A 20,183-nucleotide genomic window follows, 5' to 3' on the forward strand; every position below is an offset into this window, starting at 1 on the left:
CTAGCGCGGCGCTAGAAAAGCGCCATGCTTCTGATCCTCGGCCAAGGCTATTCCGGCACCATTCTCGCCCGCGCGGCGCGCGCACAGGGGCTTTCAGTGCTCGGCGTGCGGCGATCATCGGGCGATGGCATCATGGCCTTCGACGACCCTGCCCTGCCCGATGCAATGGCGGCCGCCACCCATGTCGTCTCGTCCGTGCCGCCGGACAGCGCGACCGGCACGGACCCGGTGCTCGACCGGTTCGGCACACATCTCCAGAGCCATGGCGGGTGGATCGGCTATCTTTCCTCCACCGGCGTCTATGGCGACACGGGCGGCGCCTGGGTTGATGAACATGCCCCCGTGGGCGGCGGCCGGCGCACCGCCAGGACAGCCGCCGATCTCGGCTGGCAGGCGCTGGGCGCCGCCATCTTCCGGCTGCCGGGCATCTACGGCCCCGGCCGCTCCGCACTTGACCAGGTGCGCGCCGGCACCGCCCGGCGGATCGACAGGCCGGGCCACCGCTTCAACCGGATCCATGTGGACGACATCGCCGGCGCCGTGCTGAAGGCCGCTGCGGTGCGGGCGCGCGGCATCTTCAACATCGTCGATCAGCTGCCGGCCGAACCGCGCGCCATCACCGAATATGCCTGCGGGCTTGCAGGCATGCCCCTGCCACCCCTCGAACGACTGGAAGAGGCGGACCTTGGCCCCATGGCCCGCGGTTTCTGGAGTGAGCGGCGGCTGGTCGCGGGGGGGCGGCTTGCCAATTCTCTGGGCTATCGCCTTGTCCATCCCGACTATAAGGCAGGGCTGACGGCCATTCGCGAAGGGGAGAGAGCATGAAATTCGGAACCAGCCAGACTGGCGTCGGCAAATCCGTGGAACGGGTGGAGGATGCCCGCCTGCTGACAGGCCATGGCCGCTACACTGACGACATCCGTCTGCCCGGCATGCTCTTCGGCGTGACGCTGCGCTCCCCCTATGGCCATGCCGCGATCAGGGGTATCGACATTTCGGCGGCCCGCGCCATGCCGGGCGTGAAGGCCATCTATCTTGCCGGCGATCTCGGGGCCTATGGCCCCCTTCCCTGCGCCGTTCCGCTTTCCGGCCCGATCAAGACACCGCGCCCGCTGCTCGCCGGAGAGCGGGTGCGATTCGTGGGCGATGGCGTTGCCTTCGTCGTTGCGGAAAGCCGCGAACAGGCCCGCGCCGCCGCCGACATGATCGAAGTGGATTATGATGAACTGCCGGCAGTGGCCTCCATCGCTGCCGCAATCGCTCCCGATGCCCCAAAGATCTGGCCGGATGCCCCCTCGAATGACCTGTTCCTCTGGGAAGCCGGCGACCGCGAGGCAACCGACAGGGCGCTTGCGGCCGCGCATCATGTCACGCGGCTCAGGGTGATCCAGAACCGGGTCGCGCCGACATCGATGGAAGTGCGCGCGGCCGTTGGCGAATGGGACGCCGGCAGCGGCTACACGCTCCACACCGGAAGCCAGGGCGTGGCCGGCATGCGTGCGCTGCTTGCCGGAAAAGTGCTGAACTGCCCGCCTGAGACGCTGCGCATCGTGACCGGCGATGTCGGCGGCGGCTTCGGCATGAAGAGCTTCCTCTACGCCGAATATGCCCTCGTGCTGCATGCCGCCCGCGATCTGGGCGTGCCCGTGAAGTGGACCGGCGAACGCTCCGACGCCTTCCAGACGGACACGCACGGCCGGGCGATGGAATCGGAAGCCGCCCTCGCGCTGGATGCCGAAGGACGCATCCTCGGCCTCAAGGTCGAAAGCTGGTCGGACCTCGGCGCCTATCAGGCCCAGTTCGGCCCGGCGATCCAGACCCAGGCCGGCGGCCGAATCCTCGGCGGCGTCTATCGCATCCCGGCCATACACAATGCCGTGCATGGCATTGTGACCAACACCGCGCCCGTCGATGCCTATCGCGGCGCCGGGCGGCCGGAAGTCGCCTATCTGATGGAGCGGCTGGTCGAGGCCGCCGCCCGCGAAATCGGCATGGAAGTGGATGAGATCCGCCGGCGCAACCTGCTGAAGCCCGAGGAACTGCCGCACGCCAATGGCCTCGGCCTCACCTTCGATATCGGCAATTTCCCGGCCGTTCTGGAAAAGGCGCTCGCCAACGCCGACTGGCAGGGCTTCGCTGCCCGCAAGGCCGAAGCGGCGCGGCGCGGCAAGCGCTATGGCCGGGGGCTCTGCTATTATGTCGAGATCGCGGGCGGTGGCTCCAGGGATGAATTCGCCGACGTGCGCGTCCTGCCGGGCGGAATCGTCGAAGTGGCTGTCGGCACGCAATCGAACGGCCAGGGTCATGAAACCGTCTATGCCCAGGTGACGGCGGAACGGCTTGGCATTCCCATCGAGCAGGTGCGCGTGGTTCAGGGCGACACCGCCCGGCTGGATCAGGGCAATGGCACCGGCGGCTCGCGCTCGATGGCGTGGGGCGGGGGGGCCTGCCTTGCCGTCGCCGACGACATGGTGGCCCGCGGGATCGAGCTGGCGAAGGCCGACCTTGGCGACGAAGTGGATTATGCCGACGGCCTGTTCCGGGCGCGCGGTTCCAACGCCAGCCTGTCGCTCGAGGAACTTGCCACGCGCCACCCCGGCGCGCTCGATGGCCGCTCGCGCTTCGCGCCCGAGGATCCCCGTCCCACCTACCCCAATGGCTGCCATGTCGCCGAAGTGGAGGTGGACCCGGAAACGGGTGGCGTGAAGATCGCCCGCTACAGCCTCGTCGATGATTTCGGCACCATCGTGAACCCGATGCTCCTGCTGAGCCAGATCCATGGCGGCGTCGCCCAGGGGCTGGGGCAGGTTCTGCTGGAAAATGTGGTCTATGACGAAAGCGCCCAGCTCATCACCGGCAGCTTCATGGATTATGGCATCCCGCGCGCCGACGACATGCCCGCCGACATCGGGTTCGATACCCTGCCCACCCCCAGCCCCACCAACCCGCTTGGCGTGAAGGGCTGCGGCGAAGCCGGAACCATCGGTGCCATGCCCTCGGTGATGAACGCCATCATCGACGCGCTGGACGGCACCCGGATGGAGATGCCGGCCACGCCCGAAAAGATCTGGCGCGCCTGCCAGGCGCTCAAGCCAGCCATGGCCGCCGAATGAATCGCTGGCTGCTGAAATCCGAACCGAACGTCTACAGCTGGGACGATCTGGTGAAGGAAGGCGAAACCGTCTGGAACGGCGTGCGCAACGCCCAGGCCTCCAACAATCTGAAGGCCATGGCCGAAGGGGACGAAGCCTTCTTCTACCATTCCAACATCGGCAAGGCGGTGGTGGGCATCTGCCGGATCAGCCGCACCGCCTATCCAGACCCGACGGATGACACGGGCCGCTGGGTCGCCGTATCCGTGAAGCCGGTCAGGAAGCTGGACGGCGTCGTGACCCTTGCCGACATGAAGGCGAACCCGGCGCTCGCTGCATTGCAGCTTATCCGCCAGTCGCGCCTGTCGGTCGTGCCGGTGCGCGATGACGAATGGGTCGAGATCCTCAGGATGGCCGGCTGAGGATCCAGGCAGCGATCAGGCAGAGGGTAAGCGCAACGGCTGCCGCGAGCCAGGGTTCTGGCCGGGCCGACAGCCAGAAGACCGTATAGCCGCCGGCCATCCCGCCCATCGCGAACAGCTTACCGCGCGGCGCGATCGCGCCGCGTTCGCGCCAGTCCCGCACATGGTGGCCGAAGCGCGGATGATCGAGGATCCACGCTTCGAGCCGCGGGGAAGAGCGCGCAAAGGCGCCGGCCGCCAGGATCAGGAACAGGACGGTCGGCAAAAGCGGCACGACCACCCCGATCAGGCCGAGGCCGGTGAAAAACAGCCCGATGGCGAACCACAGGCCGCGGCGGATGAAGCCTGGCCCCGGCTCGCCCATCAGTCGTGGCTGTGGGCTGGCGCTTCGAGGCCGGCGCCGCCGCTGCCGTCGGCCACCCACCAGTGCGCGGGGCGGCTGACGGCATCCGGCGCAATCTGGTCCATCGTCGCCGCATCATGGAGGCGCCCACCCAGCATCACCGCATGCACGCGCTCGCTGTTGCGGATGTCGGCGAGCGGGTCGGCATCGAGGACCACGAGATCGGCCAGCTTCCCCTTTTCGAGCGTGCCGATGTCGGCTTCCATGCCCAGCGAGCGCGCGGCCTCGCGGGTCCCGGCGGCCAGCGCCTCGACCGGCGACATGCCGCCCTTCACGAAGGACCAGAGCTCCCAGTGCGCCGCGATCCCCGCCTGCTGGCCATGGGCGCCGATTGCAACCGGCACGCCCAGCCTTGCGAGGCGCTGCGCCTCGCGCGCGGCAACACCGTCGATGAACTGGTCCTCGGGGGCCTTCAGCCGCCGGATGCTCTGCGCCAGCACAGCGGGCGGCGTGTGCCGTTTCAGCAGCGGCTGATCGAAGATGTCGGTTGCCTGACGCCAGTAGGGATCGCCCGCCAGCCCGCCGAAGGCAACGACGAGCGTGGGCGTATAGGCCACCCGGCTGCCGCCGAAGAGCACCAGGACATCGGCATAAAATCTGCCAAGCGGGATGTTGTGTTCGAGTGTCGCATTGCCATCCATGATGTGCGTCATGTCCAGCCCGAACAGGGAACCGCCCTCGGCCACGACCTGCAGCCCCTCGCGCCGCGCCGCCTCCACGATCTGCTGGCGCTGGTCGCGCCGGGGCTGGTTGTAGTTCTTCACCGAAAGCGCCCCTTGCGCCTTCAGGCGGCGCACATGGGCGAGAGCGTCATCCAGGCTGTTCACCTCGGCATAAACGCGCGCCGCCTTCGCGCCATAGATGATCTCGCCGGTGGAAAAGATGCGCGGCGCCAGAAGCTTTCCGGCGCGCTGATATTCGGCTGCCGCGAAAATCTCGCTGGCGCGGTTCGACGGATCGTGAATGGTGGTGGTGCCGAGTGCCAGCGCCTGAATGGCAGACCAGTTCTGCTGTGGAATCAGCTGGTTCACGCCCTGCGGCCCATGGGCATGGGCGTCGATCAGGCCGGGCATGACCGTCTTGCCGGCCAGATCGACGACCCGCACGCCAGCCGGAATGGCAACAGTGCCACGCGGGCCGATGGCCTCGATCCTGTCGCGGTTCACAAGGATGACGCCATCCTCGATCACGCCGCCATCCTCGCCGGCCATGGTGAGGATGCGCGCGCCGGTCAGCGCCAGCCGGCCGGTGGGCCGGTCGGCCTCCACCTGCATCGAAAGCGACAGGGACGCCGGCTCTGGCACTGTGCCGGGGCTTGCAAGGGCCGCAGTTTCCACCGTCTTCAGTTCGGCGCCGATGCTCCAGTGCAGCCGGCTGCCATCGCCAGACCAGTGGACATGATCCGCCCCGCCGATGCTGGCGCGCCCCACGGGCAGTGCGCGGGATTTCGCATCGGCCGGCACATCCTGCGGGCCGGGCAGAAGCGGCATCACATGCACTTCGTAATTCTGGCGGAAGGCCAGCATGCGCCCGTCCGGAGAGACGCGATAATCCGTGGCAAGCTCCCCGGTCGCGTGAACGCGCTGCGCCGCGCCATCGAGACTGGTGCTCACCAGCCGGGCGCGGCCCTTGTCGCTGCCGATCATGAAGACGCGATCGCCACCCGCGCCGAACTGCGGCGCCGAATGCCCGCTGGCGATCCGCACCGGCGCGCCGCCGGATGCGGGCACCCGATAGACGCCGGGGTCTTCCGACCAGCGGGCCGAAGTCAGGGCGCCGCCCCGGCGACGCTCGAAAACGATGGTGCGCCCGTCGGGCGAGAAGCGCGGCTCGGCATAATGGCCGGGAACGCTGGTGACGATGCGCCCCTCGCCACCGGAGGCGCTGGCGATGCGGATCTCGCCAAGGCCCGTATCGGTCCAGCGCACATAGACGATGGAGCGGCCATCCCGCGACCAGGAGGGGAAAAGCTCGCGGGAATCCGCGTCGCCGCGCGTCAGCCTGCGTGGCGCACCGCCGGAGGCCGGTTTCACCCACAGCTTGCCGAGGCTTTCGAAAACCACCTGTCGTCCATCGGGGGACATGGTGGCGAAGCGGACCATCTTCGTCATGAAGCGGTCCGGGGCAACTTCGACCTTGGGGCGCAAGGGGTCGATCATGTCGCGATTGTCCGTCACGCGGAAGGAGATTTCGCGCGCATTGCCGCCATCAGCATCAACGCGCCTGATCTTGCCGCCAGCCCAGAAGAGGATCGAGCGGCTGTCAGGAGTCCAGGCGATATTGGGGTAGAGGCCGGTGATCGCCCAGGTTTCCTGCATGTCGAGATCAAGGCCGACCTGGAGCCGTCGCTCTTCACCCGAGCGCAGGTCCTTCAGATAAAGTGCCGGCGCCGCGCGATCCCGGCGGACGAAGGCGATAAAGCGCCCGTCGGGCGAAGGCGCCGGGCGCACGGCCCCGCCAGCGCCCGAAACGACAGTCGCGGTCTCGCCCGTTTCCAGATCCAGCCGCTCGATGGCGAAGAGCCCTCTGTTCGAATCCTGCGCATAGTCGAAGATCGCGCCCGGCGAGATGTCCCGCGTGTAGTAGATGGCCTTGCCATCGGGCGCGAACACCGGCTCGCCCAGTTCCTTCTGATGCGCCTCGTTCGGGCGCTTCACCAGCACCGTGCCGGTGCCACCGGAAAGATGATAGAGCCAGATTTCCCCCGTGCCGAGCGACCGGCCGGTGGTGAAATGCTTCTTCGCCGCCAGAAAGCGGCCATCGGGGCTCCAGGCGGGCTGGTAGAGCAGGCGAAAATCCTCCCGCGTGATTTGCCGCTTGTCGCTGCCGTCGATGTTCATCACCCAGAGATTGTCGCCGCCGCCCCGGTCGGAGGTGAAGGCGATCGTCCGCCCATCGGGGGAAAAGCGGGGCTGCACTTCCCATGCCAGCCCTTCGGCGATGCGGGTGGCCGTGCCGCCGGCAATGGGCAGGGTATAGATATCGCCCAGAAGCGAGAAGGCGAGCAGGCGACCATCCGGGCTGACGTCCACGTCCATCCAGCTGCCTTCGCTGACATCGATGGGCAGTTTGCGGATGCTGGCGCCAGACGGAGCGTTCACGTCCCAGGCGGGTTTGCCGCCTGCATCGCCTGCGGCCATCAGCGGGCTGGCAAGGCAGAGGGCAAGCGCAGAGCAGAGGGCAAGCGCGGGGCCGATCGTCTTCATTCCGTCTCTCTCAGGGCAGGTGTCTCAGGGCAGGTGTCTTTGGGCAGGTGTCTTTGGGCAGGCGAACCATCTGCGGCCGACCCTAGGCCAGCCTGCCGGATTCACAAGACGGCAAAATCCGGCCATCCGCCCGGGCCAGCGCTGCGCGCGATGGCGCTTGCGAATAGGCAAAAAAACGGCGGCATGGTTGCCCATGCCGCCGCAATTTTTCAGCTGGTCCTGGTGCGGATCAGGCTTGCGCAACCATCGTGCGGCGGCGACGCGCGGCGAAGCCGACGAGACCGAAGCCTGCGATCATCATGCCCCAGGTGGCCGGTTCCGGAACGGCCGCCGCGCCGAAGCTCGCGGTGAATGCCATGTCAGGGATGTACCAGCTGCTCCATGTCTGACCCGGCTGCGGGGCCGCACCATTGGAGTTGAGAAAGCGGAAGGCGCCATCGGCAATGGTGTCGCCCGACGTGCCACCTACCGCCGCTCCAGTGATCGGATTGGCGACGCCCGCGATCGTCAGATAGGCAATGTAATTGTCGCCCAGCGTGGTGGCCAGGTCGAGGTTGACGCTATACGCGCCGGCACCAGTATAGGCGATATCGCCCGACGACCACAGATCGGCACCCGTGACGCCATTGCCGTCAAAGCCGGCCACGGCCACGCGGAAATCACCGGCATTGGCCGTGCCGAGCTGGAAGGTCAGCGAATTGAGGTTGCCACCCGGCGACAGGAAGGTCTGGCCGTAGTTGGTGGTATCGGGCGCACCGAAAGAGACGATGAAGGTGCTGCCATCCCAGACCGGATCATTGGTGATCGTGGCAGCCGTTGCCGGCACGGCAAGAGCTGCAAGGGCGGCAGCGGCAAAGGCGGAAGCAAGGAAGCGCATGAACTGAACCCTCATTCTAGGACTTCCGGAATCTGGAAGCGCAAACCATTCGTAGCAATTTCCATGCCATCTTTTATTTCATGCAAAAACAATGGGATGGCAGGAAACGCGTCTAGCGCGCTGTAAGGATTTCCGACAGTGTCGGCAGTTATTAATCATCTTTCTGCAATAGCTTGTCGCCGGCCCCGGCGCAGGCCGGCGCCCGGTTCAGGGGGCTGAAGCCTGAAGAGAGGGGCTCCTAGAGGGCGCGAAGCGCCTCTGCCACGCGGCTGAGCCTCTCGCCCGCGTCTGCTGCAAGCTCGGCGATGGCCGGCTCTTCGCCAAGGCCTGCTGCCTGCATCATGTTGCCCGCATCGATGATCCGCACCAGCGCGCCGTCACCCCGCGCCTCCACGGTTACATTGCAGGGCAGCAGCAGGCCCACCTCGGGCCGCGCCGTAACGGCCTTCAGCGCCAGTTTCGGGTTGCAGGCGCCGAGGATCGCGTAGCGGCGGAAATCGGCGCCCAGCTTCTCGCGGAAGGCCTTGTCCATATCCACCCGCGAGATCACGCCGAAGCCATTGTCGGCCAGCGCCTGTGTCACGGCCTCGATGGCAGCATCGAAGGGCAGGTCGATGGCGATTTCTGCACCCAGTTCAGACATCGGCTTTACCTCAGGCGATGAAAGTGGCGCTCGTTTTCGCACGGACATCCTCCGGCGTCACCCCCGGCGCGCATTCCACCAGCCGGAAGGGCGCGCCCGCGCGGTCCGCACGCTCGAAGACGGCGAGGTCCGTGATGATGACATCGACGACATTGGCCCCCGTGAGCGGCAGGGAGCAGGACGACACGAACTTCGGCCGCCCGGCCTTGTCCACATGCTCCATCATCACCACGATTCGCGGCGTCCCGGCGACGAGATCCATGGCGCCGCCCATGCCCTTCACCATCTTGCCCGGAACCATCCAGTTGGCGAGATCGCCCTTTTCCGACACTTCCATCGCGCCGAGGATCGAAAGGTCCATGTGGCCGCCACGGATCATGGCGAAGCTGTCGGCAGAGCTGAAATAGCTGGTTCGCGGCAGTTCCGTCACGGTCTGCTTGCCAGCGTTGATGAGATCGGGGTCTTCCTCGCCCTCGAAGGGGAAAGGCCCCATGCCCAGCATGCCGTTTTCCGACTGCAGGGTGATGTCGAGATCCCCGGCATGGTTTGCCACCAGCGTGGGCATGCCGATGCCCAGGTTCACGTAGAAACCATCCTTCAGTTCCCGGGCGGCGCGTGCCGCCATCTCGTCACGGGTCCAGGCCATGGGTCACTCCTAGGAAATGGGGGGGCGATTGGAAGGCTGCCGCCGTCAGGCTGCCGCGCGCGGGCGCACGGTGCGCTGCTCGATCCGCTTTTCGAACTGCCCGGCAAACAGGTGCTGCACGAAGACGGAAGGCGTGTGGATGCAATCCGGGTCCAGCCCGCCATCGGGCACGATTTCTTCCACTTCGGCCACCGTCACACGGCCGGCGGTTGCAGCCATCGGGTTGAAGTTCCGCGCGGTCTTGCGGAAGACAAGATTGCCGAAACGGTCAGCCTTCCAGGCCTTGACGATCGCAAGGTCGGCGACGATCCCGCGCTCCAGGATATAGGTTTCGCCGTCGAAGTCCTTGTGCTCCTTGCCTTCGGCCACAAGCGTGCCGACACCGGTGCGGGTGTAGAAGCCGGGGATGCCGGCGCCGCCGGCCCGCATCCGTTCGGCCAGCGTGCCTTGCGGGCAGAATTCCAGCTCCAGTTCGCCCGACAGATACTGGCGTTCGAACTCCTTGTTCTCACCCACATAAGACGAGATCATCTTCTTCACCTGCCGCGTTTCCAGCAGCAGGCCGAGGCCGAAGCCATCCACCCCGGCATTGTTGGACACGATCGTCAGATTCTTCACGCCCGAATCGCGAATCGCCCGGATGCTGTTTTCGGGAATGCCGCACAGGCCGAAGCCGCCCGCCACGATCGTCATGCCATCGAACAGCAGGCCTTCAAGCGCTTCGGCTGCATCTGCCCTGACTTTGTTCGCCATGAAGTCCTCCAGAACTTGAAAGATGAATCGGGTATCAGGTTTTGAGACTTGACCGCCGTGTAGCGACAGTCTTTGCACATTGCCATGCCTCACGTCGCCCCCGCACCGCTTTATCTCGCCCGCCACGCCGAGACCGTGTTCAACCGCGCCCGCCGCATGCAGGGCAATGACGCCCACACTCCCCTCACGCGGGACGGCATCGCCCAGGCCGAGCGCATGGGCGCCGTACTGGCGCGCCATTTCTCCAGCCGCAGCGAGCCGCTGCCTGCCATCTGGGCCTCGCCGGCCGGGCGCACGCAACAGACAGCGGCCATCATCGCCGAGCATCTGGGTGTCGATTTCTTCACAATCCGCACCGACCACCGCCTGCGCGAGATCGAGGTGGGCCACTGGACCGGGCGTGACTATGAGGAAATCATCGCCACGGAAGGCGACATCATCGATCATGAGCACCGCCTGTTCCGCCTGCCCATCCCCGGCGGAGAACATTATGCCGACATCGCCACCCGCCTCGCGGACTGGCTCGGCCATGCCGGAGAGGCGCCGGCCCTGGTGATCAGCCACGGCATGACGGCGCGGGTGCTGCGCGGCCTGCTGGTGGGGGGCACGCCCTATCATGGCGTGCCGATCGCGGGCGATGTGCCGCAGGGAACGGTGATGCGGATTGCCGGCGGAACCGAGGAAGCCGTGCTTCTGGGCGAAGGCGCATCAGGCCTTCGTGTCGCCTGAGGCGCACGCGCGGCCGCCAGCCTGACCGGGCATGCGCTACAGGGTTAACAGCCTCGTGACTGTCGGCCAGCTTTACAGATCAAATGGACGACACCTTCACAAGCTCATGACATTGTTGACCTAGAGCAGTTGGCACGTAGATTGCACCAACCTCCTTGAACACATCAGGAGGTATGTATGCTGCGTAATCTCGTTCTCGCCACCGTCGCGGCCTTCGGTCTTTCGGCTGCCGCCAACGCTGCACTGCCCGTCTATCCGGATGCAGGCACCATCAACCCGGTGGACTACAGCTTCACCGCCTCGGCTGACGGCGATATCGTCGCCTATTTCGCCGGGCACAGCGCCGGTTACACCAATTACCTCCGCCTGCTGGTGAACGGCGTGGACACCGGCATCGAGGGCCTGAACAACCAGACGAGCGCACTGGGCGAGTCGCTGAACTTCGGCGCGGTGCAGGCAGGTGACGTGCTCACCTTCGCCATCCGCGTGTCGAACACCGGGGACTTCTTCTATTCCGACCGCAACCTCAACGCGGACGGCATCACCCATATCTATTCCGCCCCCTATGCCGGTGGCGACTTCGGCATCCCGGCCGGCGTCTATGTCGGCTTCGAGGACATCCTCGGCGGTGGCGACAAGGATTATGACGACCTGCGCTTCGTGTTCACCAACGTGAGCGGCGGCGCTGTGCCCGAGCCGGCAACCTGGGCCATGCTGATCGCAGGCTTCGGCCTCGTCGGCTTCGCTGCCCGCCGGCGCCGCACCATGTCCGTCACGACTGCCTGATCCGGGCCTGACGGAAGCCTGAAAGGGCCGCCCTCCCTGCGGGGAAGGCGGCCCTTCGCTTTTGCCGGCGGATCGCCTATATGCGCCCCCTCATGGATACGAACCTCATGCCGATCGCGGGCGCGGTGGACCCTGTTCCCGTGCGGCGCGCCATCCCCGCCACTGCCGACGGGCGGACCGACCTTGTCGGCCTCGACCGGGCGCGCATCGCGGAACTGCTCGTCGAAACCGGTCTTGCCGAGCCGAAGCAGGCGCGCATGCGGGCCAAGCAGATCTGGGGCTGGATCTACAATCGCGGCGCCACCGACTTTGCCGCCATGTCCGATCTTTCAAAGCCTCTGCGCGAAGGGCTGGAACGGCATTTCACCGTTGGCCGGCCCGAAGTCGTCGAGGCGCATGTGTCGTCCGACGGCACGCGCAAATGGCTGCTGCGGTCAGGCGGCGAGGAATATGAGATGGTGTTCATCCCGGATGCCGACCGGGGAACCCTGTGCGTATCCTCGCAGGTGGGCTGCACGCTCAACTGCCGCTTCTGCTTCACCGGCACGATGAAACTCGTGCGCAATCTCACAGCGTCGGAAATCGTCGGCCAGGTGATGCTGGCGCGCGACAGCCTCGGTGAATGGCCCTCGCAGCCCGAAGGCCGGCTGCTCACCAACATCGTGATGATGGGCATGGGCGAGCCGCTCTACAATTTCGACAATGTGCGCGATGCGCTGAAGATCGTGATGGATGGCGAGGGGCTGGCCCTTTCCAAGCGGCGCATCACCCTGTCCACCTCGGGCGTCGTGCCGATGATGGCCCGTGCCGGCGAGGAGATCGGGGTCAACCTCGCCGTGTCGCTCCATGCCGTCACCAAGGATGTCCGTGACGAGATCGTCCCGCTCAACAAGAAATATGGCATCGAGGAACTGCTCGCGGCCTGCGCCGCCTATCCGGGCGCCAATAATGCCCGGCGCATCACCTTCGAATATGTGATGCTGAAGGGCAAGAACGACCGCGACGAGGATGCCCATGAACTGGTGCGGCTGATCCGCAAATACCGCCTGCCCGCCAAGGTGAACCTGATCCCGTGGAACCCCTGGCCGGGCGCCGCCTATGAAACCTCGGACGACGCGCAGGTGCAGCGTTTTTCCGATATCGTGTACCAGGCCGGCATTTCAGCCCCCGTCCGCCGGCCGCGCGGTCGCGACATCATGGCTGCCTGCGGGCAGCTGAAATCCTCGTCGGAAAAGATGAGCCGCGCCGAACTGGATCGGCGCGCCGCCGAAAAGGAAGCCGCCTGGGACTGACGCCCCGGCGGCTGCCTTCATTCCTTCATGCTTCCGTGCCGATCGTTTCGCCCTCAGCGTGGCGAGCGCTTGGCGAGGATCCTCTGCAGGGTGCGGCGGTGCATCTTCAGCCGCCGCGCCGTTTCCGAGACATTCCGGTCGCACAGCTCATAGACTCGCTGGATATGCTCCCAGCGCACCCGGTCGGCTGACATCGGCTCCGCGGGCGGTTCCGGCCGTTCGCCCGCAGGCGTGAGCAGGGCGTTCACGAGATCATCCGGGTCTGCCGGCTTGGCGAGATAATCGATCGCGCCTTCCTTCACCGCCGCAACCGCCGTGGCGAGATTGCCATAGCCTGTCAGCACCACCACGCGGGTGGTCGGGTGGGTGGCGCGCAGTTCGGACACGAGATCGAGGCCGTTGCCGTCACCCAGCCGCATGTCGACCACGGCATAATCCGGGTTGAGGCCGCGCAGAAGATCCCGCGCTTCGGCAAGGCTGGCGGCGGCCCGCACATCGAAACCACGGCGCCCGAGGGTTACGGCAAGGCGCTGGCGGAAGCTGTTGTCATCGTCGGCAAGCAGCAGGGTTCCGAGCGGCTCGGCCATGGATGGCGCGGGGGCGGGAACGGCGATGGTCTCGGCGGTGGCTGTCATCATTGATATCCCTCCGGAAGGGGCTCTTCATAATCAGGCTCGATATCGGAACGCCACCAGCGCAATTCCACCCTTGCGCCCCCTTCGGGCAGGTTGAAGAAGCCGAGGCGGCCGCCGATACGCTCAACCAGCGTAGTCGCAATGAAAATCCCAAGGCCTGTCGACCCGGAACGGGACCATGATGGACCCAGAAACGGCTCTCCGAGCCGTGGCAAAAGGTCGCTCGCGAAGCCCGGGCCATCATCCGACACGGCAATCCACAGTTCCGTCTCCGTTTCTCCGGCATCCATCCAGACATGTGCGCGGGCATGCCGCAGCGCGTTCGAGAGGAAGTTGGACAGCCCGTGCAGCAGTTCGGGCGACCGGCGGACGACCGGGGCCTGCCCGCCTTCCCAGGCAAAACGCAGTTCCACTGGCACGCGCGTCGGCTCATACTGGCTCAGCACCTCGCGCAGCAGGATGGGGACCGCAATGTCGGGGAACGGGTCTTCGGCTTCGGCACGGGCGGAAATCTGGCGCAATATGTCACGGCAGCGCCGCGCTTCCTGCCGCAGCAGCGACACATCCTGCGCATGGACGGGATCGTCGCCCAGCGCTTCCTCGAGATCATTGGCGATGAGGGTGATGGTGCCAAGCGGCCCGCCCAGTTCATGGGCGGCGGCAGCCGCCAGCGAACCGAGCGCGCCCATGCGGCTTTCCCGTTCCAGCGCCGCCTGGGTCGCAATAAGCGCAGCCTGCCGCCGCCGCCCTTCGGCGGACAGTTTCCAGGCGTAGAAGGTGAGGAAGATGGTGCCGAGGGCAATCGCCACGAGGATGCCGGCGCGATAGGTGGCCGGCAGGGTGAAGCGCCCCTCCCCCCAGGGAAGGGGCATGTGCCAGAACCACATCGTCAACAGCAGCGCCAGCGCCACCAGCACCAGAAGCGCCGCCTGCCGCGCGCTCAGCAGCGTTGCCGAAATGGTGACGGGAACGAGGATCCAGAGCGCGAAGGGGTTTGCCAGCCCGCCCGTCAGCGCGAGGATCGTCGAGATCTGCACGAGATCGAAGGCGAGGTGCACCCAGGCGCTGCGGCCGTCGATCCTGTCCTGGCTGCGGTAGATGCTGTGCAGGCCGAGGTTGACCGCGGCCGCCGCGCCCACCGCTGCCAGCGCCGGCCCCCAGGGCAACGGAAAGCCGAGCAAAAGGCCGACGACGACAAGCGCGATGAGCTGCCCGGCGATCGCCCCCCAGCGGATGGCGATGAGCGTGCGCACCCGTACCCCGCCCTGCTCCACCTCCATGGTCTGCCGCGAGGCGGAACTCAGGCCCATGGGCGGGCCGGGAGCAGGGCTGCTGTCATCGGGGCGTCCGGATCAGAGTTGCGGGCCGAAGGTGGCGGCAGCGGCCTTGCGCGGGGCATCGGCGAGCAGGCGGCCAAGCGGGCCGCCACGCGCGTCGCGCGCTGCATAGTCGCGCGCGGACATGCCGGTCAGATTGTCGGTCCGGTCCGGGTCGGCGCCGGCCTTCAGCAGCATGTCGGCGGTCACATGGTCGCGGGCGTGCACGGCCTTTATCAGCGGCGTCTCGCCCCGGCTGTTCGCCATGTCGACCTGCGCCTTGCCCGCCAGCAGCAGGCGAACGCCATCGGAAAAGCCGCCCATGGCGGACACAATGAGGGGCGTGTTGCCTTCGCGGTCGGGCAGGTTCGGATCGGCGCCATTCTGCAGCAGGAAGCCGATCCAGGGCGGATCGCGCCGCTTGATGGCGATCAGCAGCGCGGTGTCGCCATTGTCATAGTCGCGCGTGTTGATGATGGTGCTGCCCGGCTTGTCGATCAGGGATTTCGCCTTCAGCACATCCTTGTCGCGGACAGCCTTGAGGAAATTGTAGCTGTCGGAGAACTGCGCGCTGGCGGGGGTGCCGGCCAGCAGGCCGAGCGCCAGCATGAAGGAGAATGCCGCGGCACGAAGCGCGGCAAGCAGGCGCATCGGGGAAGGCCGGAATGTTCGTTTCTCTCGCATATCCATCCGATAGCTTATATGGGAGCCGCATGAACAGTCGCTTGTCCAGATCGTCACGCCTGCCGCTCATCCTTCTGGTGCTGGCCGCCATAGTGCTGGCAGCCCTGTGGGTGCTGAAGCCGGACAAGGCGCCGGAAGGCAATCTTTCCGGCGCGGCCGTGGGCGGCCCCTTCACGCTGACCGATGAAACCGGCGCCCGCGTCACTTCGGAAAGCTATGACGGCAAGTGGCGGCTGATGTATTTCGGCTTCACCTACTGCCCCGATGTCTGCCCGGTGGATACCGCGAAACTGGGCGAAGGGCTGAAGCTGTTCGAGGCGAAACACCCCGACGCAGCCCTCAAGGTGCAACCCCTGTTCGTGACAGTGGACCCGGAACGCGACACGCCCGAAGCGCTCGCCGAGTTCACCGACAATTTCCACCCCCGTCTCGTCGGCCTCACCGGCAGCCGGGCGGAAATCGAAGCCGCGCTGAAGACCTTCCGCATCTACGCCTCTAAGGTGCCGGGCGTGACCGAAGGCAGCTACACCTACGACCATCTCGCCGTCATCTACCTAATGGACCCGAAGGGTCGCCCCGTCGAGTTCATCGCCGGACCGACGGCAACGCCGGAGCTGGTCGAGGCGATGCTGTCACGCTTCCTCGCCTGACCCCCCATGCTGCGCCCGCGCTTCTGGGAAGGCCGCCGCCTTTCCGACCTCGATCGCGAAGAGTGGGAGGCCCTGTGCGACGGCTGCGGCAAATGCTGCCTCCACAAGCTGGAGGATGAGGAAAGCGGCCGCATCTATCGCACCAATGTCGCCTGCCGCCTGCTGGACCGGGAAACCGCCCGTTGCAGCGATTACCGCAACCGTCGCGCCCATGTGCCCGATTGCGTGCAGCTCCGCCCAGATCTGGTGCCGCAGATCGACTGGCTGCCCTCCACCTGCGCCTACCGGCTGGTGGAAGAAGGAAAGCCGCTGCCGGCATGGCATCATCTTGTTTCCGGCAGCCGCGATACGGTGCACGAAGCCGGCGCCTCCATCCGCGGCTGGACAGTCAGCGAAGTGGATGCCGGCGACCTCGAGTATCACATCCTCGATGGCGACTGATACGGATGGCGGCTTCTGCCAGGATACGATGGCGGCTTCTGCCGCAGGGCGAAGCTGCTATGAGCCACCCATGAACGATCCTCTCAGCATCCGGCGTCTCTACGGCAGGGCGCAGGGCCACGCCCTCAGGGCCAATGCCCAGCGCCTGGTGGACGAACTACTGCCACGCATCGCCATTCCCCCGCAGGGCCCGCTCGATGCGCGCCGACTTTTCGGCGATGACCGCCCGCTGGTCCTCGAGATCGGCTTCGGCAAGGGCGAGCACCTGGCCTTCCAGGCCGCGCGCCGGCCCGACCGGGGCTTCATCGGCGCGGAACCCTATGTGAACGGCGTGGCCGGGCTTCTGGCGGAAGTCGACAGCCACGGGCTTTCGAACGTGCGCATCCTGAAGGGTGACGCCATCGACGTGCTCGACCGCCTGCCCGATGCCAGCCTTTCGGCCGTCTATCTGCTCCATCCCGACCCATGGCCCAAGGCCCGCCATGCCAAGCGGCGCTTCGTGAACCCCGGCCCGGTGGGGCTTGTCGCCCGCCGGCTGAAGCCGGGCGGGGAATTCCGCATCGCGACGGATCATGTCGGCTACATGCGCCACACCCTTTCCGTGATGCAGCACATGGATGCCTTCGAATGGACCGCAACCAGCCGCGATGACTGGGAAAATGTGCCCGAAGACTGGCCCGACACGCGGTTCGCGATGAAGGCCCGCGCGCTGGGCCACGACGTCTGGCGCTTGATTTACCGGCGCCGCTGAACCACCTGCAGGAACATCATGGCCCAGATCCTCGAATTCGAAAAACCCGTCGCCAGGCTCGACAGCGAGCTTGCAAGCCTTGAAGCCACTGAGGCGAAAGCCCCCGAGGCGCAGGCGCTCAGGCATAAACGCGACGCGCTGCTGGCGGAGATCTACGGCAATCTCTCCCCCTGGCAGAAAACGATGGTGGCTCGCCACCCGGACAGGCCGCGCCTGCTTGGAATCGCGAAGCAGCTGTTCACCGAATGGGAACCGCTGGCAGGCGACCGCGGCTTTGCCGACGACCCGGCGATCCTGGGCGGCCCGGCCCGTTTCCGCGGCCAGCCGGTAATGCTGATCGGCCATGAAAAAGGCTCGGACACGGCAAGCCGCGTAAAGCGCAACTTCGGCATGGCCAAGCCCGAGGGCTATCGCAAGGCCGCCCGGCTGATGGACATGGCCAGCCGCTTCGGCCTGCCCATCATAACCCTCGTGGACACCCCCGGCGCCTTCCCCGGCATCGAGGCCGAGGAACGCGGCCAGGCCGAAGCCATCGCACGGGGAACCGAAGCCTGCCTGCAGGCCGAAGTGCCACTGGTATCCGTGATCATCGGCGAGGGCGGATCGGGTGGCGCCGTGGCGCTGGCAGCCGGAAATCGCGTGCTGATGCTGGAACATTCCGTCTATGCCGTGATTTCCCCTGAAGGATGCGCCTCGATCCTGTGGCGCGATTCAGGGAGGGCGGCGGACGCCGCAGTTGCCATGCGAATTTCAGCCCAGGATCTGGCCGAGCTCGGCGTGATCGACAGCATCGTCCCCGAACCGGTGGGTGGCGCGCACCGCGCCCCCGAAACCGCGATCGAACGGCTTGGCGACGGCATTGCCGAAGCCCTCGCCGGGCTTTCAGCCATGTCTCCGGCGGAGCTGAAGGCGCAGCGCCGTGCCCGTTTCCTGGCTTTCGCGAGGGCTGGCTGATGCGCAGGTTCCCGATGATGATGGGCAAGGCTGCCGCCCTCCCGGCAGCCGTGGCGGCGCTTTCGCTCCTCGCGGCTCCTGCCTGCGCCCCCGTCGATGCACGCTCGGGCCAGATGATCGGCCTCAGCGCGCGTGACAAGCAGATTGGCGCGCAAGGCTACAAGGAAATCCTGGAACAGTTCGGCGGCCGCGTCGATGGCCCGCTGGCCGCCTATGTGCGCAGCGTCGGGCTGAAGGTCGCGATTCCGTCGGTGCCCGGCTCCACGGCGGCCGACTGGACGATCACTGTCCTCGATTCACCCGTGCCCAACGCCATGGCGACGCCAGGCGGCTATCTCTACATCACCCGCGGCATGCTGGCGATGATCAACTCCGAGGCGGAACTGGCCTCGGTGCTGGGGCATGAAGCCGGCCATGTCGCCGCCAATCATTCCCAGCAGCGCAACACCCGGGCGACACTCGGTGGTCTTGCCACCATCGCAGCGGCCGTGCTCGGCGGATCGGAAGTGGCGCAGATCGCGAACATCGGCGCGTCGGCCTGGGTCAGCGGCTTCTCGCGCTCGCAGGAAAACGAGGCCGACACGCTCGGCATGCGCTACGCCATGGCTGCCGGCTATGATCCGAAGGCCTCTGCCTCCATGCTGGCCGCCCTTGACCGCGTTGCCGCCGTCGAAGGCAAGGAATCGATGGAGCGCGGGGGGCTCGCCAGCTTCTTCTCCACCCACCCCATCACCTCCGAGCGGGTTCGCCGGGTCAGCCAGGCAGCAGCCGCCACCGGGCGGACCGGCACTGTCAACCGGGATGCTTTCCTCAATGCCCTCAACGGCATGACCTTCGGCGATTCGCCCGCCCAGGGGATCATCAGCGGTCCGAGCTTCCGCCACGCGTCACTGGGCATAGGCTTCGATGCGCCGGTTGGCTTCAGCCTGCAGAACAGCCCTTCTGCAGTACAGGGCCAGGGCCGTGACGGATCGAATTTCCTGTTCGTCGGAGCGCGCCTCAGCCCGGGGCAGTCGCTCCAGCAACTGGTGACGACAGGCTGGCAGCAGATCAACAACGGCACCGTGCCACAGGTGAATTACAACGAACAACGGATCAACAGCCTCGATGCCGCGCTGTCGACTGCACGGCTCAACAGCAACAAGGGCGCGGTCGATGTCGGCGTCCATGCCTTCCGCACGGCGGCCGATCAGGCCTACATCATCCGCACCATTGCCCCGGCCGGGCGTGGCGGGCAGTTCGACAGCCTGATTTCCTCCTTCCGCCGGCTGACACAGAAGGAAAAGGCGGACGCCGCGCGTGGCCGCCACATCGAAGTTGTGCGCATTCAGCCGGGGCAGACAGTAGCCAGCCTCGCGGCGCGCATGTCACCGCCCTACAACCGGGACCAGAGCCTGCTGGCACTCAACGGCTTCCAGCCGTCGGACGTGCGGGCCGGGCAGCGGATCAAGCTGATTGTCGAATGATCTGCCCTGGTGTCCGGGCGGGCAGCCGGAACGGCGGCTGCCGCTCGTGACGGTTGCCTGCGCGGTCATGGTGGACCCCGACGGCCGCATTCTCGTTGCTGACAGGCCGCCGGGCAAGGACATGGCCGGCTTGTGGGAATTCCCCGGTGGCAAGGTCGAGCCGGAGGAAAGCCCCGAGGCCGCCCTCGTGCGCGAACTGCGCGAGGAACTGGGGGTGGAAACCGCCACAAGCTGCCTTGCCCCCTGCGGCTTTGCCTCACACGCCTATGAAAAGAGCCATGTTCTGCTGCTGGCCTTCGCGCTGAGGAAATGGAAAGGCACGCCTGCCCCGCAGGAGGGGCAGAGGCTGCAGTGGGTGCCGGTGAACGGCCTGTTCCGTCTGGACATGCCGCCGGCGGACAAGCCCCTTCTTGGGCAGATCGCGGCGATCCTCTAGC

At 66.4% G+C, this 20,183-nt stretch carries 21 protein-coding genes; 12 read left to right on the plus strand and 9 right to left on the minus strand.

From position 1 onward, the window contains the following. Positions 1-24: 24 nt before the first annotated feature. The 3 genes from ACUJ46_RS08850 to ACUJ46_RS08860 are packed head-to-tail and all read left to right on the plus strand — an operon-like array spanning position 25 to position 3,514. Positions 25-825, plus strand: a complete 801-nt coding sequence (locus ACUJ46_RS08850) for an SDR family NAD(P)-dependent oxidoreductase (protein ID WP_445390104.1) — start codon at positions 25-27, stop codon at positions 823-825. Then, positions 822-3,113, plus strand: a complete 2,292-nt coding sequence (locus tag ACUJ46_RS08855) for a xanthine dehydrogenase family protein molybdopterin-binding subunit (RefSeq protein WP_445390105.1) — start codon at positions 822-824, stop codon at positions 3,111-3,113. The genes ACUJ46_RS08850 and ACUJ46_RS08855 overlap by 4 nt, the downstream gene beginning before the upstream one ends. Next, positions 3,110-3,514: an EVE domain-containing protein gene (locus ACUJ46_RS08860; RefSeq protein WP_445390106.1), complete on the plus strand. Its 405-nt coding sequence runs from the start codon at positions 3,110-3,112 to the stop codon at positions 3,512-3,514. The genes ACUJ46_RS08855 and ACUJ46_RS08860 overlap by 4 nt, the downstream gene beginning before the upstream one ends. On the opposite strand, the gene ACUJ46_RS08865 is transcribed toward ACUJ46_RS08860, so the two are convergent. From ACUJ46_RS08865 to ACUJ46_RS08890, 6 genes are all read right to left on the minus strand, one after another. Then, complete coding sequence (locus tag ACUJ46_RS08865; RefSeq protein WP_445390107.1) at positions 3,498-3,878, minus strand: YbaN family protein; 381 nt, start codon at positions 3,876-3,878, stop codon at positions 3,498-3,500. The genes ACUJ46_RS08860 and ACUJ46_RS08865 overlap by 17 nt on opposite strands. Continuing rightward, the gene (locus ACUJ46_RS08870; protein WP_445390108.1) at positions 3,878-7,123 is read right to left on the minus strand and encodes an amidohydrolase family protein; all 3,246 of its coding nucleotides are present in this window, start codon (positions 7,121-7,123) and stop codon (positions 3,878-3,880) included. The genes ACUJ46_RS08865 and ACUJ46_RS08870 overlap by 1 nt, the downstream gene beginning before the upstream one ends. A gap of 229 nt (positions 7,124-7,352) precedes the next feature. Beyond that, complete coding sequence (locus ACUJ46_RS08875) at positions 7,353-8,000, minus strand: PEPxxWA-CTERM sorting domain-containing protein (protein WP_445390109.1); 648 nt, start codon at positions 7,998-8,000, stop codon at positions 7,353-7,355. A gap of 238 nt (positions 8,001-8,238) precedes the next feature. Beyond that, positions 8,239-8,643, minus strand: coding sequence for a DUF302 domain-containing protein (locus ACUJ46_RS08880; protein ID WP_445390110.1), 405 nt, complete (start codon positions 8,641-8,643; stop codon positions 8,239-8,241). A 10-nt stretch (positions 8,644-8,653) separates the two neighbouring features. Beyond that, complete coding sequence (locus ACUJ46_RS08885) at positions 8,654-9,289, minus strand: 3-oxoacid CoA-transferase subunit B (protein WP_445390111.1); 636 nt, start codon at positions 9,287-9,289, stop codon at positions 8,654-8,656. A gap of 45 nt (positions 9,290-9,334) precedes the next feature. Further along, positions 9,335-10,042: a CoA transferase subunit A gene (locus ACUJ46_RS08890; protein WP_445390112.1), complete on the minus strand. Its 708-nt coding sequence runs from the start codon at positions 10,040-10,042 to the stop codon at positions 9,335-9,337. A gap of 84 nt (positions 10,043-10,126) precedes the next feature. Between ACUJ46_RS08890 and ACUJ46_RS08895 the strand changes: the two genes are divergently transcribed. The 3 genes from ACUJ46_RS08895 to rlmN all read left to right on the plus strand — a co-directional run bounded on the left by ACUJ46_RS08895 (position 10,127) and on the right by rlmN (position 12,849). Next, positions 10,127-10,771, plus strand: coding sequence for a histidine phosphatase family protein (locus ACUJ46_RS08895; protein ID WP_445390113.1), 645 nt, complete (start codon positions 10,127-10,129; stop codon positions 10,769-10,771). A gap of 177 nt (positions 10,772-10,948) precedes the next feature. Further along, positions 10,949-11,557 carry a PEPxxWA-CTERM sorting domain-containing protein gene (locus tag ACUJ46_RS08900; protein ID WP_445390114.1) on the plus strand — a complete coding sequence of 203 codons (609 nt, stop codon included), beginning with the start codon at positions 10,949-10,951 and terminating at the stop codon, positions 11,555-11,557. 92 nt (positions 11,558-11,649) lie between these two features. Further along, positions 11,650-12,849: a 23S rRNA (adenine(2503)-C(2))-methyltransferase RlmN gene (gene rlmN, locus ACUJ46_RS08905; RefSeq protein WP_445390115.1), complete on the plus strand. Its 1,200-nt coding sequence runs from the start codon at positions 11,650-11,652 to the stop codon at positions 12,847-12,849. A gap of 53 nt (positions 12,850-12,902) precedes the next feature. Here the strand turns inward: rlmN and ACUJ46_RS08910 are convergent, their stop codons facing one another. From ACUJ46_RS08910 to ACUJ46_RS08920, 3 genes are read right to left on the minus strand one after another with little or no spacing between them, the layout of a single operon-like run. Then, complete coding sequence (locus ACUJ46_RS08910; protein WP_445390116.1) at positions 12,903-13,487, minus strand: ActR/PrrA/RegA family redox response regulator transcription factor; 585 nt, start codon at positions 13,485-13,487, stop codon at positions 12,903-12,905. After that, positions 13,484-14,794, minus strand: coding sequence for an ActS/PrrB/RegB family redox-sensitive histidine kinase (locus tag ACUJ46_RS08915; RefSeq protein ID WP_445390117.1), 1,311 nt, complete (start codon positions 14,792-14,794; stop codon positions 13,484-13,486). The genes ACUJ46_RS08910 and ACUJ46_RS08915 overlap by 4 nt, the downstream gene beginning before the upstream one ends. Positions 14,795-14,836: 42 nt before the next feature. Then, complete coding sequence (locus ACUJ46_RS08920) at positions 14,837-15,451, minus strand: ankyrin repeat domain-containing protein (RefSeq protein WP_445390118.1); 615 nt, start codon at positions 15,449-15,451, stop codon at positions 14,837-14,839. A 74-nt stretch (positions 15,452-15,525) separates the two neighbouring features. Between ACUJ46_RS08920 and ACUJ46_RS08925 the strand changes: the two genes are divergently transcribed. From ACUJ46_RS08925 to ACUJ46_RS08950, 6 genes are all read left to right on the plus strand, one after another. Then, positions 15,526-16,134: an SCO family protein gene (locus ACUJ46_RS08925; protein ID WP_445390119.1), complete on the plus strand. Its 609-nt coding sequence runs from the start codon at positions 15,526-15,528 to the stop codon at positions 16,132-16,134. Between the two features lie 6 nt (positions 16,135-16,140). Beyond that, positions 16,141-16,575: a YcgN family cysteine cluster protein gene (locus ACUJ46_RS08930; protein WP_445390120.1), complete on the plus strand. Its 435-nt coding sequence runs from the start codon at positions 16,141-16,143 to the stop codon at positions 16,573-16,575. 70 nt (positions 16,576-16,645) lie between these two features. Further along, the gene (trmB, locus tag ACUJ46_RS08935) at positions 16,646-17,326 is read left to right on the plus strand and encodes a tRNA (guanosine(46)-N7)-methyltransferase TrmB (RefSeq protein WP_445390121.1); all 681 of its coding nucleotides are present in this window, start codon (positions 16,646-16,648) and stop codon (positions 17,324-17,326) included. An 18-nt stretch (positions 17,327-17,344) separates the two neighbouring features. Next, positions 17,345-18,280: an acetyl-CoA carboxylase carboxyltransferase subunit alpha gene (locus tag ACUJ46_RS08940; RefSeq protein WP_445390122.1), complete on the plus strand. Its 936-nt coding sequence runs from the start codon at positions 17,345-17,347 to the stop codon at positions 18,278-18,280. After that, on the plus strand, positions 18,280-19,746 hold the full coding sequence (locus tag ACUJ46_RS08945; RefSeq protein WP_445390123.1) for a M48 family metalloprotease: 1,467 nt from the start codon (positions 18,280-18,282) through the stop codon (positions 19,744-19,746). The genes ACUJ46_RS08940 and ACUJ46_RS08945 overlap by 1 nt, the downstream gene beginning before the upstream one ends. Beyond that, the gene (locus tag ACUJ46_RS08950) at positions 19,736-20,182 is read left to right on the plus strand and encodes a (deoxy)nucleoside triphosphate pyrophosphohydrolase (RefSeq protein ID WP_445390124.1); all 447 of its coding nucleotides are present in this window, start codon (positions 19,736-19,738) and stop codon (positions 20,180-20,182) included. Before ACUJ46_RS08945 ends, ACUJ46_RS08950 begins: the two co-directional genes overlap by 11 nt. Position 20,183: the final 1 nt, after the last annotated feature.

It is taken from the genome of Sandaracinobacteroides sp. A072 (genome assembly GCF_052616365.1).

What these genes read in the sequence shown, in the direction of transcription:
- ACUJ46_RS08915 (WP_445390117.1), bottom strand. Translation starts at nt 14,794, where the DNA reads ATGGGCCTGAGTTCCGCCTCGCGGCAGACCATGGAGGTGGAGCAGGGC.
- ACUJ46_RS08930 (WP_445390120.1), top strand. Translation starts at nt 16,141, where the DNA reads ATGCTGCGCCCGCGCTTCTGGGAAGGCCGCCGCCTTTCCGACCTCGAT.
- ACUJ46_RS08945 (WP_445390123.1), top strand. Translation starts at nt 18,280, where the DNA reads ATGCGCAGGTTCCCGATGATGATGGGCAAGGCTGCCGCCCTCCCGGCA.
- trmB (WP_445390121.1), top strand. Translation starts at nt 16,646, where the DNA reads ATGAACGATCCTCTCAGCATCCGGCGTCTCTACGGCAGGGCGCAGGGC.
- rlmN (WP_445390115.1), top strand. Translation starts at nt 11,650, where the DNA reads ATGGATACGAACCTCATGCCGATCGCGGGCGCGGTGGACCCTGTTCCC.
- ACUJ46_RS08890 (WP_445390112.1), bottom strand. Translation starts at nt 10,042, where the DNA reads ATGGCGAACAAAGTCAGGGCAGATGCAGCCGAAGCGCTTGAAGGCCTG.
- ACUJ46_RS08910 (WP_445390116.1), bottom strand. Translation starts at nt 13,487, where the DNA reads ATGATGACAGCCACCGCCGAGACCATCGCCGTTCCCGCCCCCGCGCCA.
- ACUJ46_RS08885 (WP_445390111.1), bottom strand. Translation starts at nt 9,289, where the DNA reads ATGGCCTGGACCCGTGACGAGATGGCGGCACGCGCCGCCCGGGAACTG.
- ACUJ46_RS08850 (WP_445390104.1), top strand. Translation starts at nt 25, where the DNA reads ATGCTTCTGATCCTCGGCCAAGGCTATTCCGGCACCATTCTCGCCCGC.
- ACUJ46_RS08875 (WP_445390109.1), bottom strand. Translation starts at nt 8,000, where the DNA reads ATGCGCTTCCTTGCTTCCGCCTTTGCCGCTGCCGCCCTTGCAGCTCTT.
- ACUJ46_RS08870 (WP_445390108.1), bottom strand. Translation starts at nt 7,123, where the DNA reads ATGAAGACGATCGGCCCCGCGCTTGCCCTCTGCTCTGCGCTTGCCCTC.
- ACUJ46_RS08880 (WP_445390110.1), bottom strand. Translation starts at nt 8,643, where the DNA reads ATGTCTGAACTGGGTGCAGAAATCGCCATCGACCTGCCCTTCGATGCT.
- ACUJ46_RS08920 (WP_445390118.1), bottom strand. Translation starts at nt 15,451, where the DNA reads ATGCGCCTGCTTGCCGCGCTTCGTGCCGCGGCATTCTCCTTCATGCTG.
- ACUJ46_RS08860 (WP_445390106.1), top strand. Translation starts at nt 3,110, where the DNA reads ATGAATCGCTGGCTGCTGAAATCCGAACCGAACGTCTACAGCTGGGAC.
- ACUJ46_RS08940 (WP_445390122.1), top strand. Translation starts at nt 17,345, where the DNA reads ATGGCCCAGATCCTCGAATTCGAAAAACCCGTCGCCAGGCTCGACAGC.
- ACUJ46_RS08895 (WP_445390113.1), top strand. Translation starts at nt 10,127, where the DNA reads ATGCCTCACGTCGCCCCCGCACCGCTTTATCTCGCCCGCCACGCCGAG.
- ACUJ46_RS08865 (WP_445390107.1), bottom strand. Translation starts at nt 3,878, where the DNA reads ATGGGCGAGCCGGGGCCAGGCTTCATCCGCCGCGGCCTGTGGTTCGCC.
- ACUJ46_RS08900 (WP_445390114.1), top strand. Translation starts at nt 10,949, where the DNA reads ATGCTGCGTAATCTCGTTCTCGCCACCGTCGCGGCCTTCGGTCTTTCG.
- ACUJ46_RS08855 (WP_445390105.1), top strand. Translation starts at nt 822, where the DNA reads ATGAAATTCGGAACCAGCCAGACTGGCGTCGGCAAATCCGTGGAACGG.